Raw genomic sequence first — 14166 nt, 5'->3', positions numbered from 1 at the left:
TTCGATCTCCTAAATTGCTTCGACAAACATTTTGCCGGGGCCATTGCGTCGGTCGAGACGAACGGCTTGAGTTCGGTCAGCACGGCTTTGTTAGCAAATGTTGCCGCCGGGAAACGGAAACTCGGAATAATGGTTCCAGATACGCAATGACCTCTCTTACACCTTTTCCGTGGTACGATCTGGCGATCATTCTAGCGCTCGTCGTGCTGAACGGCGTCTTCGCGATGTCCGAACTGGCGATCGTTTCCGCGCGCACCGCGCGGCTCAGCGCCATGGCCGATCGCGGCAATCTGGGCGCAACGGCGGCGCTGCGGCTAGCCAAGGATCCGGGCAAGTTCCTCTCCACCGTGCAGATCGGCATCACCCTCATCGGCATCATCGCCGGTGCCTATTCGGGCGCGAGCCTGGGCGGCCCCGTGGCCGAGCGTATCGCGCTGCTAGGCGTGGAGGCCTCGCTGGCACAAACGCTGGGCTTCGGCGTCGTCATCGGCCTGACCACCTATCTTTCGCTGGTGGTGGGCGAGCTGGTGCCCAAGCAAATCGCGCTGGTGGCACCGGAACGGTTCGCGGCGATCATCGCGCTGCCGATGGAATGGCTCGCGCGCTTCACCGCGCCGATCGTCTGGCTACTCGACAATTCGAGCGCGCTGATCTTTCGCCTGATCGGTCTGCGGCGCGATAGCCGCAAGGCGCTGTCTGCCGAGGAACTGCAGATGATCTTTGCCGAGGCGCACCAGTCCGGCGTGATCGAGGAGCATGAGCGCGCCGTCATCAGCGGTGTGGTGCGCCTGGCCGATCGGCCGGTGCGCGAGGTGATGACGCCGCGCACCGATATCGATTGGTTACCGGTCAATGCCACGGCCGAAGACGTGCGCACGAAGCTCCTGGAATCCTCCCACACCCGCCTTCCGGTGGCCGAAGAGTCGATCGACAACATTCTGGGCGTCGTGCAGGCGCGCGATATCGTGTCGGCACAGTTTCGCGGTATGCCGATGGACCTGCGCGATCTGATGCGTCGTGCCGAGATTGTGCCTGATCAGCTCGACGCGATGGATGCGCTGGAGATTCTGCGCAAGGCCGAGGTGCCGATGGTGCTGGTGCACGACGAATATGGGCATTTCGAAGGGATCGTGACGCCAAACGATCTACTGAGCTCGATCGCGGGCGAGTTCGAAAGCGACAAGGAAGCAGGCGACACGCCTTCGATCATCGAGCGCAAGGATGGCAGCCTGCTCGTCTCCGGTGCGCTATCGGCGGACAGTTTGGCCGAGCGCCTCGATATCGATCTGCCGGAGGACCGCGATTACGCCACCGCGGCGGGCCATGCGCTCTACATCCTGCGCCATCTGCCCGAAGAGGGAGAGACGTTCGAGGATCAGGGCTGGCGCTTCGAGGTGGTCGATATGGACGGGCGCAAGATCGACAAGCTGCTCGTCACGATGATTGGCTGAAGGAAATGTGCAGGCGGGGACATTTCAAAGCCCCGCCTGCAAGATACTCATTGTAACGCCGGCTTATTTGCCGAGCGAACCGTATTTCGCTTCGAACCCGGCAGTGTCCCCCGCGGCGAGCAACTGGGCCTGATCGATCCAGTTGTCGCGGCGGATGCGACCCTTGAAGTTGCCGAGCTCGCCGTCGACGCGCTCAACGTCTTCATCGGACCAGCCTGCAATCTGATCGAAGCGGGTGATGCCGAGTTCGTGCAGCTTGGCGACGAGCTTGGGGCCAACGCCTTTCATCATCAGCAGATCGTCCGACCCGCCGCTTTTGGCAGGCGCAGCTTCGGCCGCGGCGGCATGGGCCACTTCAGGCTCTGGCTTCGGTTTTACCGATTCCGGTTCCACGGCTTCCGGTTCTACTGCGGGCGTGGCGGCGGGGGTCGGTTCCGGCTCGGGCGCTGCGGGAGGTACGGGGGCCGGAGTAGGCTGGGCCTCGGCTTCGGTAACCGGTGCCGGATCCGCTGCGGGCGTCGGTTCGACCATGTCTTGCGGGTCGTCGCCGATCGCGTCGCTATGATCATAGTCGTGCACGAGCACTTCGCCCCCTTCATGCGGCGCGCGGCGCGACAGCACGAAAAGGAGGATGGTCGCGAGAACCGCGAAGACGATGACGAAGAAGACGGCATATTCCAGGAAGAAGTGCATGAGGTGCCCCGTTCGAGTTCCAATCGGACCGGTCTTTAGTCCAGCCCCGCGCCGAATATCAATCGTGCTGAGTCGCTGCGCTCAGCTTTGCTGCGCTTCGCGTTCCACTTCGCGCCAGCCGATGTCGCGGCGGCAGAAGCCCGAGGGGAAGTCGATCGCAGCCACGGCACGATAGGCCTTGGCCTGCGCTTCGGTCACCGAGCTGCCCAGCGCGGTGACATTGAGGACGCGGCCGCCATTGGCCAGAAGACGGTTCGCATCCCCGGCGGTGCCGGCGTGGAAAACGGTGGCGCCCTCTGCCTCCGCGCCGTCCAGCCCGGCGATCACGCCACCCTTTTCGGGCGTTCCGGGATAGCCATTGGCCGCCATCACGACGGTAAGTGCTGCAGCATCCTCGAACTGCGGCGCTTGCGCCTGCTCCAGTTCGCCGCGCGCCGTGGCAAGCATCAGCTGCGCCAGATCGCCGCGATAGCGCGCCATCAGCACCTGACATTCCGGATCGCCGAACCGGCAATTATACTCGATCAACTTCGGGCCATCGCTTGTCAGCATCAGGCCTGCATAAAGCACACCGGAATAGGGCATGCCCTCCGCCGCCATAGTCTCTACCGTAGGCCGTACGATGTCCGCCATCGCGCGTTCGGTCAGCTGCTTGGTCAGCACTGGGGCCGGGCTGTAGGCTCCCATGCCGCCCGTATTGGGGCCGGTATCGCCTTCGCCGACGCGCTTATGGTCCTGCGCGCTGCCGAAGGGGACGACCGTTTTACCGTCCGTGATGGCGAAGAAGCTCGCTTCCTCACCCTCCAGAAATTCTTCCAGGACGATTTCCTGTCCGGCTTCACCAAAGCCGCCTGCGAACATGTTGGCCACCGCCTGGTGTGCCTCGTCGCGTGTCTGGGCGATGACGACGCCTTTGCCAGCGGCCAGGCCGTCCGCCTTGATCACCACCGGCAGGCCGAAGCGGCCGAGCGCGTCCAGCGCCTCCGCTTCGCTGGTGCAGCGGGCATAAGCGGCGGTGGGAATGCGGGCGCGATCGCACAGCGCTTTGGTGAATGCCTTCGATCCCTCCAGCTGCGCGGCGGCCTTCGACGGGCCGAACACGGCAATCCCGCCCGCACGCAAACTGTCGGCCAGTCCGTCCACCAGCGGCGCTTCCGGCCCTACGACCACAAGGTCGATATCTTCGGCCTTGCAGAAGGCGGCGACTGCGCTGTGATCGCCTGCATCCAGGCTCACCAGTTCCGCGCATTGCGCGATTCCAGGATTGCCCGGTGCGGCGAAGAGTTTGCGTGAGGACGGGCTTTGTGCCAATTTCCAGGCCAGCGCATGTTCGCGCCCGCCTCCGCCCAGCAGCAGGATATTCATGGCGATCAGCCCCCAAATGGATGAAACCGGACGTCTGCTAGCCGATGTACCGGCGGGCGACAACGCCCCGCCTTTCTCGGTAAGCGAACTCTCTGCTTCCTTGAAGCGCACGGTTGAGGATCGCTTCGGCCATGTACGTGTGCGTGGCGAAATCTCCGGGTTCAAGCGCGCCGCGTCCGGCCACTGCTATCTGACGTTGAAGGACGACAAGGCCACGCTCGATACCGTGCTGTGGAAGGGCAGCGCGGGCAAGCTCGCCTTCCAGCCGCAGGACGGGGTGGAGGTGATCGCCACCGGCAAGCTCACTACCTATCCCGGACGCTCCAAATATCAGCTGGTCGCCGATACGCTGGAGCTGGCGGGCGAGGGTGCGCTGATGCAACTATTCGAGCGGCTGAAAGCATCGCTTGCCGCCGAAGGGCTGTTCGCGGGCGAGCGCAAGAAGCCGCTGCCGTTCATCCCGCACCGCATCGGTGTCATCACCTCACCCACCGGCGCGGTGATCCGCGATATCATGCACCGCCTGTCCGATCGTTTCCCCAGCGAGGTGTTGCTGTGGCCGGTGCAGGTGCAGGGCGATGCGGCAGCCGGCCTGGTCGCGAACGCTTTGGCGCAGTTCAACGCGATGCCGGAGCGCGAACGGCCCGATCTGCTCATCGTCGCGCGCGGTGGCGGGTCGATCGAGGATCTGTGGGCGTTCAACGAGGAGGTGGTGGTGCGGGCCATCGCCGCCTCGCAAATCCCGGTGATTTCCGCCGTGGGACACGAAACCGATACAACGCTGGCCGACTATGCGGCCGACCGGCGCGCGCCGACGCCGACTGCGGCGGCGGAAATCGCCGTGCCGGTGCGCCATGAACTGACCGCTTTCGTCGATCAGCAGCGCGCCCGTATGCGCGGCGCGATCGATCGGCGCCTGCAACATGCCGGAGAGCGTCTGGAAGCGCAGCGCCGCCTGCTTTCCGATCCGCGCGCGATGATCGATCAGCGCAGCCAGCGGGTCGACGATCTGGGTGAGCGGCTGGGTGCAGCGCTCGGCGCGCGGGCGCACCGGGCCGAAAGCCGGCTGGCAGAACATGCGGGGGCGCTGCGCCCGGCGCTGCTCGAACAGCGGCTTACGGCGGCGGGGGAACGGCTGGCCCGGGCGACGCCCGACATGGCGTTGATCGAGCGCGTTCACATGCGTTCTGACGAGCGCCTACAGGGAATTGCGCGCCTGCTCGGCCAGCTCGACCCGGACCGTCCGCTGGAGCGTGGATTCGCGCGGCTGACGAGCGCCGATGGCGATGTGCTGATGAGCGCGGCCGCCGCGCGGGCCGCCGGACAGTTCACGGTAAAATTCGCCGATGATGCCTTCGGAGCGATCGCCACCGACGCGCCGCCGCCGAAGAAACCGAGATCTCGCTCGCCTAAACCGGCTGCGGACTTGAAACAGGAGTCGCTGTTCTGATGTTCAGCGCAGCCTCACACATTCCAGACCAGAGATACGAACCATGTTGATGTCCGCCACCAGCCGTCCTGCCCGCCTTCACTATACGGCCAATGGCTTCCGCCTGCTTTCGCCCGGCGATCATGTGCTCTGCGCCGTCACCGGCACGCCGATATTGCTCGAAGAGCTGCGTTATTGGAGCGTGGAGCGGCAGGAGCCCTATGCCACCGCGGAAATCTCGGTCGGAGCGCTTTCGCCGAAATGATCCGCTCCGCCACTGTTTTCCTCGCCTCGGCCGTGCTGCTGTCGTCCTGCGTTCCCGAAGGGCGGCGCGAGATGGAGAGCGCTCGCGCGAATGCGGGGCCGCCGGTCGTCGTCCCCACCCCGCGTCCGTCTCCCAGTCCGACGCCGGCACCGCCCCCTGCCGAGCCGGTGCGGACCGGTTTCTGGTTCGAAGGCCCGATGCAGCAGGGCGCTTTGCTGACCGGCCGCGTCCCCAGCGGCACCCGCAGCCTCATTTTCGAGGGCGAGCCGGTCGACATCGGCAAGGACGGCTTTTTCATCATCGGTCTGGACCGCGATTCCAAGGCCGAGGTGCGGCTTGTTGCCACACTGAACGAAGGCAGGACGGTCGAGCGAACGCTGAATGTCGCGCCGGGCGACTGGAAGCTGGAATATATCAACGCGCCCTATCGTGCAGGTGTCAGCAGCGAGGCGTTCAAGGCGCGGCGCGGGCCGGAGCTTGCCCGCATCGTTGCAGCGCGCGACGTAAATGTAGTGAGCGACGGCTGGCGACAGGACTTCATCTGGCCGGTCACCGGGCGCCAATCCGGCTATTTCGGATCGCAGCGCGTCTATCAGGGAAAACCCGGCAGCTACCATGGCGGCGCCGACATCGCCGTGCCCACCGGCACCATCTTCGTCGCGCCCGCCGACGGCGTAGTGACGCTGGCCGCGAAGGATGATTTCACGCTGGAAGGCAAGCTGATTATCATCGATCACGGCATGGGCCTCAACAGTGCTTTCCTTCACGCCTCCGAGATTTTGGTGAACAAGGGTGACCGCGTGAAGCAGGGCCAGCCGATCGGCAAAGTCGGCCGATCCGGACGCGCCACCGGCCCCCATCTCCACTGGGGCCTCAAATGGAAAGACGCCCGCATCGACCCGCTACTGGTGGCGGGGCCTCCGAGCGAATGAGGACTATTCCACCCGCTTCATTTTGATACCGCGCTGGTCGTCGAAATTGGCGAAGAAGCTTCCCAAGGCGGCCTTTCGTATTTTGACGGGCGTTCCGCGCTTCGGGTAACGGCTGAGATTCCGGGTGTCGACCTGTTGCCAGCGTCCCCCATCTTCCAATGTCACAAACCATTTTCCGTTGATCAGCGAAGCACTGCGAACAATTCCCTCGATCTCGTCGATTTCTTCGGAGCCGTTGTTTAAGAGCTTGATTGTCGGAAGCGAGAAACCGAACAGGCCACGTTTCGCCTCGCGAACTGTTTCGCGATCCGCGATGACGATTTCGTTGCTGTTGGCTGCTCTATCGAGTTGCGCAACTTGCGTGTCGTAACAAGCGAGGCGCTGCGCGTCATTTTCGATGGTCCGGCATTGAACGAGCGCACCGAACACAGCCGGCCGCGAGAGAGGTTCCTGAATGCTCTGGGCATTCACGCTGGTCGCCAGACACAATGCCGCCGATGCGGCAAGCAGATATCGAAAACGCATAGATTCTCCCACGATCGGTGATGTGCCAATGTAGCGCCGGACACTGCCGACGCCACTGCAAACCTATGTTGCAAGAATGCTACATATGTTGGGAAACGGTGAAATTGGCCTTCAAAATCTTTGCAAAAGCCATGGGGGTCGGCCAGCAAGGCCGCATGCGACCCACCTTTTAAGAAGCGTAAAGCGTTCGGCGGGCCATGCCTATTATCAGCGCTCCTAGAGGGGGCGTTTCAACTCGAAAAGGACCATTTCGTGAAGAAACAGCATCTTAAGCTCTTAAGGCTCGGTGCGGCGCCCGTCGCGATCGGCGCCATGTGCCTTGCTACTCCGGCGATGGCGCAGACCACTCCGGAAGATTCCAGCGGTGACGCGATCGGCCAGAATGAAACGGCGTTCGGTCCTAGCGAGAATCCGGATGCAGGCCTGATCGTCGTTACCGGTTCGCGTATCGCCCGGCGCGAGTTCGATACGGCCGCTCCAACGGCCGTTGTGCAGGATGAAGAATTTAAGCTTTCCGGCGCGGTGAACGTTGAAAACGTTATAAACACCTTGCCTCAGGTTGTTCCGGGAACCACCTCCTTCTCGAATAATCCGGGCGGCGGCGTCGCTACACTAGATTTGCGCGGCCTTGGCGCTACGCGCACGTTGGTCTTGGTCAATGGTCGTCGTTACATGTTCTTCGACACTAGCCAACTTGTTGATCTCAACACGATCCCGCAGTTCCTTATCGATAGCGTCGATGTTGTGACGGGTGGTGCATCGGCTGTTTACGGTTCGGACGCAATCTCCGGTGTTGTCAACTTTAATCTTCGGCAAGATTTGGTTGGCGTGGAAGCGGGCGGTCAATATAGCTTGACCGGTGAAGGTGATGGCGCGCGCTACAACGCATATATCGCGCTCGGCTCAGATCTTGCTGATGGCCGCGGCCATGCCACCGTTTTTGCGGAATACTATAATCGTAGTTCTGTATTTCAAGGTGATCGCGACTTCTCGTTCTTCGCTTTGGGCGATGGTGCAAATGGTCTCGTCCCGGGCGGCTCGTCCACCCTTCCGTCTGGCGTGCTTCGCAACTTCGGCGGTGCGCAGGGAACGCTTCCGAGCACCGGTGCCTTCGCACAAAACGATGCGGTTGTCTTTGATACGCCCGGCACTTTCCGTCCTCGCAATGGCGATCTCTATAATTACGCTCCTGCGAACTATTTGATGGTTCCTCAGGAGCGGTATCTGCTTGGCGGCTACGCCAATTATCAAATCAGTGACGGTGTTGAGGCTTATCTGGAGGCCACATTCGTTAACAACCGGGTTGCAAACGAACTCGCTGCTACCCCGGTTACCGGCGATTTTAACGTCAATCTTGCGGCTGTGCAGCCGTTCCTGAACCCTGCTAGCTACGCAAATTTGGTCGCCATGGACGCCGGCGAAACGGCCGCCAATGCTGCTGCCGGTAACACCGACGATCCGGGTGTGGTAAACCTGTTCGTTCAACGCCGTGTGACCGAGACCGGTTCGCGTAACAGCCTTGACGAACGCAATGCATTCCGTGTGATGGCTGGTCTTCGCGGGAACTTCCTTGATAACCGCCTGCAGTACGACATGTATTACAGCTACGCTCGTACTCGTAACGCGAACATCCAAGCAGGTAACATTTCGCGCTCGGCTTTTCAGGCCGGTCTTGACGGCAGCGCTCCAGCCATCAACATTTTCGGTCCGAATACGCTTACCCCTGCAATGGTTGATCAGATCTCTATTCTGGCACAGAACGGCGATGTCTCCGTTCTACAGGTTGCGTCCGGTTCAATTTCCGGTTCGCTGTTCAATCTTGGCATGGGCGCGGACGATGTAGGTTTCGCGGTCGGTACTGAGTACCGTAAGGTTGCGAGCGAATTCATCCCGGATACTGCACTGTCTTCTGGTGACGTGATCGGCTTCAATGGCGGTGATCCCACGCAAGGTGGTTATGACGTCAAAGAAGTGTTCGCAGAGCTTCGCGTTCCCGTGGCTCGCTGGGGCGATGGTGGTCGGCTGGAGTTGACGGGTGCGGCCCGCTATTCCGATTACTCCCTGCCTGCCGTGGGTGGCGTCTGGACCTACGCCGCAGGTGCCGAACTGGCACCGATCCGCGATGTAACGCTGCGTGGTCAGTATCAGCGCGCAATCCGTGCGCCTAATGTCGGGGAGTTGTTCGGCGGCCAAGCTAACGGCTTCCCGAACGCGGTGGATCCGTGCTCGAATCGCCAGCCTACCGCTCAGCAGACGGCCACCGTGCGTCAACTTTGCGTCCAGTCTGGCGTGCCGGCGGGCAACGTGTTCGGCAACATCCAGCTGAACACGCAGATCGAAGGCGTTTTCGGAGGAAATCCGAACCTGCAGGAAGAGCGGTCTGACTCCTACACCTTTGGCGCAGTGCTCCGCCCGCGTTTCATTCCTGGTCTGTTCATCTCGGCCGACTATTTCAACATCGAGGTGGATAACACGATCAGCACCTTTGGTGGCGGCCTGAACAACACCCTCGATCTTTGCTACAATCAGATCCAGGACATCAACAGCGTCTACTGTCAGGCAGTTGTCGGCAATCGTTCCGCCAACGGCTCGCTTGCTGGTGGACCCAACGCACTACGTATCCTGAACGCAAATATTGGTAAGCTCGAGACCGCAGGTATCGACGTGCAGGTCAGCTACTCGACGGAAATACCGTTCTCGCTCTTCACTGACACAGGCGAGCAGCGCATGAATCTCTCGTTCCTTGGGACTTGGTTGGATAAGTATAACGTCACGCCTGTGGCGGAGCTCCCTGATACGATCAATGAGTGCGCCGGTAAGTTCGGCCAGTTGGCTTGCGGCACTCCGCTTCCCGAATACAAGTGGGCTTCGCGAGCATCGTTCATCGACGGACCGATCACCACCAGCGTTCGCTGGCGTCATATTGGTTCAACGACCGACGACAACCCGCAGATCGACTACTTCGTCGAGAAGCTCGATTCGGTGGATTACATCGATCTAAGCTTCGCGGCGACGGTCAGCGATAATCTCGAACTGGCCCTCGGTGTGAACAACCTGTTCAACACGTTCCCGCAACAGCTGGGTGACAACCAAGAGCAAGCAAACACCTATCCGGGCGTTTACGACGTTCTGGGCCGCGACTACTTCGTTTCGGCTCGTCTGGTTTTCTAAGGTCGGATAATTTGATCCAAAAAAAGGGCCGGTTCGTTTGTACGAGCCGGCCTTTTTTGTCTCTACATTGGACGCTTCGCGCTGATCATCGCGGCATATGCGCCATGTCCTGGCACTGCTTCGATCAGAACACGCTCCACGCGCTCGAAATTGTGCATTGAAAAAAGTTCTTCCATCGCCTCCGCGCTCACCACCTTGTTTGCTGCTCCCAGCAATGCGGCGATTCTGTTCGATTCGAACTTTGCCTGCCGCTCGATGACAAGCACCGCCCGCGAAAATGCTGAATTAGGCTGATTGAGCAGAGGCAGACATCGGGCAACGGCTTGGCATAATTCTGCAGCTGCCGATCCATCTCCGAACTGTCTCAACGCAGCATTTCCTACAGTTTCAATCAACCGGGCAACAGTGCCTATTTCGCCGATCGCCGCCGCAGCCGTCGCTCTCTCCAACAACCTTTCCTCGTCCATGGTCCAAGCAAGCGATTTCGCTCGCTCCGCGTTGTGCTTGACGAGTGGTCCGTCGGGGAGGTGAACGATCGTGGCCAAGCGCCCGCCTGGTCGCAAAACCCGAGCGACTTCCGCTAGAGCTTCGTCCATCAGACCGTACTCCAAGCCAAACTGGCTGGTGACGGCGTCGAAGCGCGCGCTAGGGAAGGGCAAGTTTTCCATGGCAATTCCGCAACGCAGCTTTGCATTTCGCGGCGCGGGAGGAAGACGATCGGAATAGTCGACACCCGTGGCCTTCAGATCGCGACGTACGCTCAATATCTGCTTAATAACGAAACCGTTGCCGGTTGCCAGATCGAGAAGCCGGCCACCCCTAGGCAAGGCTTTGGCCCAGTCTTTCCAGAATTGACCCAACTGCTTAGTGAGATTATCCGAGCTGCCCTGAAGACAACCAAGCTGCCCATCGTCTGAGATCTGCGTAGACCAAAATTCGGTCCAAGCTGCTCGCGAGAGAGAATTGGAACTCACGAGGTTGCGGAGCTTATGATGTCGAACGCTACGGTCATCCGCTCTCCTGCACTGACCGGCCGAGTACCATGGAAAAGTGTGCTTGGGAACAATGTCAAAGTTCGCGGCTCTGCGGGGACAGTCTTCAACGGTTCGAGGGCAAGGTCCAGATCGGCGGGAGGACGGCCTATCTCCAATGCCGGTCCCGCACCGTCTTCGGCGTCTGGAGCAACGATATAGCAAGCGGAAGATAGCAGGCCGTGGGGATGGACGTGGCTCGTGTGAAATCCGCGGTCGATGAAACGTACAGACCAAGATCCACGGAACCGCCAGGGTTGGCTGCGATATTTCAGCAGTGGATGTCTCTCGTCCCGGTCGGGCAGGCCCGCCCAGTGTTCGTCGACCGCTGCTCGAATGGAATTGGCCAACGGCTTGATCCGCGGGTCATGATGGGCAAACAAGACCCCGCGCGTCTGTGTGCCGCCTCGCACCGATTGCCCGACAGGATGCGCCCGCGTCCGATGCAGGGTTCGCAGAAACTCCTTGGCAGCGGCCAAATCCTCATCGGATATCTCAATGGAAGAGGTTGCTATCAGTCCGGGCTGACCATGCAGCCAAATATGCCGGTCATCTCCCGTCATGCGCCAAACGAGATCCAGCAGCGACCAAGCACCGATATCGTCGGGATTCGTTTGCAGTATTTGTTGGAGCATATCTCCGGCCTTGGCGAAGTCGTTTCTCCGCAGCCGGTGCCTGGCCTCATGAACCCAGCGATCGGGTGTATCGAGTTCAAGCACCGTAAAGAGTCGATCGGCGCGCGCGCAGTCACCCGAAGCCCCGGCACTGACCGCTTCGGCAAGCTGGAAGGCTTTTATGTCCGGGAACGCGGAAAAAGCTCTTTCCGCTGCTTCTGCCGCCTCGTCGTGACGATCCAGTCCGATCAGAAGATTGATCAAGCCATGGTGGAGCATCGCATTATCGGGGGACTCTGCAATGGCCTCTCGGAACGGTGCATCGAAAGCCTCCGATTGGCCGTCTTCCCACAGCAATTCCGCCAACGCCGTTCTTCCGTCAAACCAGTCGTTATGACGGCTTAATCGATCGAGCAGGGTCATTTTCGCCGACGAGAAATCCCCGCTAGCAGTCAAGGCATTCGCTAGGCCGAGCGTTGCCAGCGCATCGTCCGGGCTTTTCAGCAACGCTTCCTGATAGGTTTCGACAGCTTCCGGTCTGCCGCGTTCCAACTGAGCCCGGGCTAAGCCGAGCACAGAGCGACTTGTCCGCCCATCTATCGCCGCAGCCCGGCCGAATGCATTCTCGGCATCCACGAAATCTTGACGGTCTTGTGCGTTCGCACCGCGCGCCGACCAGTAGGCAGCGCTGCTGCTACCGAGTTGCTCAATGACCGCCAGCGATAGTTTGGCTTCTTCGTGACGATTGAGCTGATTGAGCAGAATCGCGCGGTTGATATGAGCCTGGAGAAACTGCGGCCGGATTTGCAAAGCGGCCTCGTATTCTCCCAGCGCCTCGTCAAAGCGCTGGATGTCGCCTAGCAAGTTGGCAAAATTACCACGAATTTGCGCATCGTCCGGGGCCAACGCAAGCGCCCTGCGGAATGCTTTCAGTGCGTCGCTGGTCCGTCCCTCCCTTTTGGCAACCAATGCAGCAAGATGGAGCACGGCAGGATGAGCCGGAATCAAGCGCAAGAGATTATCGAGTTCTACGCGCGCTCTTTTCAGATCTCCGCGCCCATAGGCCTGCTCGGCTCGGGCGAAGAGGGCGTTCGGATCGGCGTACCCTACCATAACAATGAACTCGAAATCGTCATCATGCCAGCAGAGCTTCAACGATCTCTCAGCCAGCCAGTTATTGCGAACCGACCGAGCGGCGCAAACGGCGGAACATAGCTCACGGAATGTTTGATGGGCACGGTGAAAAGATTGAGCGCATTAAAGCGTGGCCGATAGCCATGAACGATGTCGCCGTCTTCATCGTAGATTTGCAGATAGCCTCCCCAGTCTGGTCGCCAGTCATCTCGGCAGAAGTTCATGACGTAGGCAATTCGCCAACCCTCGGCGATGTGACTATCGTCATGCTGCGCGAGGAACTGGTTTGGTTGGTACAGCGTGGCTTGAGCGTCCGCCTTGCAAAGCTCGTGCATACCGGTAATCTCGCGGACCAAATCCAGAAACGGCTCTGTATTGAGATACTCCAGCAAGAGATCGTGCGGGCCGCCCGTATCCCACTTCCCTAAATATGCATCCAGCATCGGATAACGGGTATAATTGAACGCATAATTGCCATCATTCATGGCGCTTGCCAGACGACGGGAAACATCCTTTTGATCCCACTCAGAAAAATTTTTCAGTTCCGAGTGCGAAATAAAGCGTGGCCCGGTATCTCCAGCCTGCCAAGCCATCCCCCAAAGCGTTTGGCGCGCCAATATGTCTTGAATGGTCGTTGCCGCATCCTCAGTAAGAAAGTTGCGGATTTGTACATGCTGACGATCCGAGAAAGCGCGCCTGAGCCGCGCTCGATCGATATCGGGGCTGATTTCGAACAGCTTGATGGTTGAAGCCATAGCGCCACCTTGGAGCATCGCTTCGTTAGGAAGCAAGGGTTAAGACATCTATCGCGTTGGGCGGCGACGGAAACTGAGGGTTGATGGATGTTCGAGCTTCACGATGATATTGATGTGGATCGCCTCGCCGCTCAGTATAAGCGGCAGGGACATGTTCGTATCGCGCCGTTTCTGGCGGATGACGGCGCGGAAAAGATTTTCGGTGAATTGCGTGTCCGGGAAGACTGGCGGCAGATGATCAATAGCGGCGAGCAGCTGGTGGAACTCGACCGGGCGACACGTAGTGCGATGTCAGACGTACAATCGGCGGCATTGGATGAGGCCGTTTATGCCGGTGCCCGCTATGATTTCCAGTTTCGTTATGAAGCGATACGCGTCCCGGACAAGGATGAGGAGAGGAGGGCATGCGTCGACTGCCTATCAGAATTTGCTCATTTCCTCTCGATGGGTGCTGCTCGAGATGCTCTGCGGAGAATAACTGCAGTTCCTTCGATCCGCTTTGCCGATGCACAAGCAACGGCCTACTCGCCCGGCGATTTTCTGACTGGTCATGATGACGCAGTAGCAGGCAAGAAGCGGCGCGCAGCTTACGTTTTAGGATTGAACCCGATTTGGCGGCCGGAGTGGGGTGGTCTTTTGCTACTGCAAGATCGAGAATATGAAGCGTTAGCTCTGACCCCTCTAATAAACTGCCTCAATGTCTTCGCAGTACCGCGACTTCACAGCGTAAGTGAAGTGAGCAAAGCTGCGCCTATAAGGCGTTATTCGATTACAGGTTGGTTGCGAGAGTGAAATTACTCT

At 60.0% G+C, this 14166-nt stretch carries 12 protein-coding genes; 6 read left to right on the top strand and 6 right to left on the bottom strand.

What is annotated here, in order from left to right:
• The first annotated feature begins 146 nt into the window (after positions 1-146).
• Positions 147-1451, top strand: coding sequence for a hemolysin family protein (locus tag I6A82_RS01500; RefSeq protein WP_187334714.1), 1305 nt, complete (start codon positions 147-149; stop codon positions 1449-1451).
• A gap of 63 nt (positions 1452-1514) precedes the next feature.
• Here the strand turns inward: I6A82_RS01500 and I6A82_RS01495 are convergent, their stop codons facing one another.
• Complete coding sequence (locus I6A82_RS01495; RefSeq protein WP_198093441.1) at positions 1515-2144, bottom strand: hypothetical protein; 630 nt, start codon at positions 2142-2144, stop codon at positions 1515-1517.
• An 81-nt stretch (positions 2145-2225) separates the two neighbouring features.
• Positions 2226-3509, bottom strand: a complete 1284-nt coding sequence (gene purD / locus I6A82_RS01490; protein WP_198093440.1) for a phosphoribosylamine--glycine ligase — start codon at positions 3507-3509, stop codon at positions 2226-2228.
• On the opposite strand from purD, the gene xseA reads away from it, so the two are divergent.
• The 3 genes from xseA to I6A82_RS01475 are packed head-to-tail and all read left to right on the top strand — an operon-like array spanning position 3508 to position 6135.
• Positions 3508-4959 (top strand): exodeoxyribonuclease VII large subunit, encoded by a 1452-nt coding sequence (xseA, locus tag I6A82_RS01485; protein WP_198093439.1) that lies wholly within the window; start codon positions 3508-3510, stop codon positions 4957-4959. The two genes, purD and xseA, sit on opposite strands and share 2 nt — an antisense overlap.
• A 43-nt stretch (positions 4960-5002) precedes the next feature.
• Positions 5003-5203, top strand: a complete 201-nt coding sequence (locus tag I6A82_RS01480; RefSeq protein ID WP_198093438.1) for a DUF2093 domain-containing protein — start codon at positions 5003-5005, stop codon at positions 5201-5203.
• On the top strand, positions 5200-6135 hold the full coding sequence (locus I6A82_RS01475; protein WP_232343195.1) for a M23 family metallopeptidase: 936 nt from the start codon (positions 5200-5202) through the stop codon (positions 6133-6135). The genes I6A82_RS01480 and I6A82_RS01475 overlap by 4 nt, the downstream gene beginning before the upstream one ends.
• A gap of 3 nt (positions 6136-6138) precedes the next feature.
• On the opposite strand, the gene I6A82_RS01470 is transcribed toward I6A82_RS01475, so the two are convergent.
• Positions 6139-6660, bottom strand: a complete 522-nt coding sequence (locus I6A82_RS01470) for a hypothetical protein (RefSeq protein ID WP_198093437.1) — start codon at positions 6658-6660, stop codon at positions 6139-6141.
• Between the two features lie 252 nt (positions 6661-6912).
• Here I6A82_RS01470 and I6A82_RS01465 point away from each other — a divergent pair, with 252 nt between their 5' ends.
• Positions 6913-9831, top strand: a complete 2919-nt coding sequence (locus I6A82_RS01465) for a TonB-dependent receptor domain-containing protein (protein WP_332310921.1) — start codon at positions 6913-6915, stop codon at positions 9829-9831.
• A gap of 62 nt (positions 9832-9893) precedes the next feature.
• Here the strand turns inward: I6A82_RS01465 and I6A82_RS01460 are convergent, their stop codons facing one another.
• From I6A82_RS01460 to I6A82_RS01450, 3 genes are read right to left on the bottom strand one after another with little or no spacing between them, the layout of a single operon-like run.
• The gene (locus I6A82_RS01460) at positions 9894-10805 is read right to left on the bottom strand and encodes a class I SAM-dependent methyltransferase (protein WP_198093436.1); all 912 of its coding nucleotides are present in this window, start codon (positions 10803-10805) and stop codon (positions 9894-9896) included.
• The gene (locus I6A82_RS01455; protein WP_198093435.1) at positions 10802-12631 is read right to left on the bottom strand and encodes a 2OG-Fe(II) oxygenase family protein; all 1830 of its coding nucleotides are present in this window, start codon (positions 12629-12631) and stop codon (positions 10802-10804) included. The genes I6A82_RS01460 and I6A82_RS01455 overlap by 4 nt, the downstream gene beginning before the upstream one ends.
• Positions 12628-13365 carry a 2OG-Fe(II) oxygenase gene (locus I6A82_RS01450; RefSeq protein ID WP_198093434.1) on the bottom strand — a complete coding sequence of 246 codons (738 nt, stop codon included), beginning with the start codon at positions 13363-13365 and terminating at the stop codon, positions 12628-12630. The genes I6A82_RS01455 and I6A82_RS01450 overlap by 4 nt, the downstream gene beginning before the upstream one ends.
• An 87-nt stretch (positions 13366-13452) precedes the next feature.
• On the opposite strand from I6A82_RS01450, the gene I6A82_RS01445 reads away from it, so the two are divergent.
• The gene (locus I6A82_RS01445) at positions 13453-14157 is read left to right on the top strand and encodes a 2OG-Fe(II) oxygenase (RefSeq protein WP_198093433.1); all 705 of its coding nucleotides are present in this window, start codon (positions 13453-13455) and stop codon (positions 14155-14157) included.
• Positions 14158-14166 lie beyond the last annotated feature (9 nt).

The organism is Novosphingopyxis sp. YJ-S2-01 (assembly GCF_016093175.1).
Classification (GTDB): Bacteria; Pseudomonadota; Alphaproteobacteria; order Sphingomonadales; family Sphingomonadaceae; genus Novosphingopyxis; species Novosphingopyxis iocasae.
Note: the sequence above shows the minus strand (reverse complement) of the source record. Positions and strands in the feature narration are given on the sequence as shown.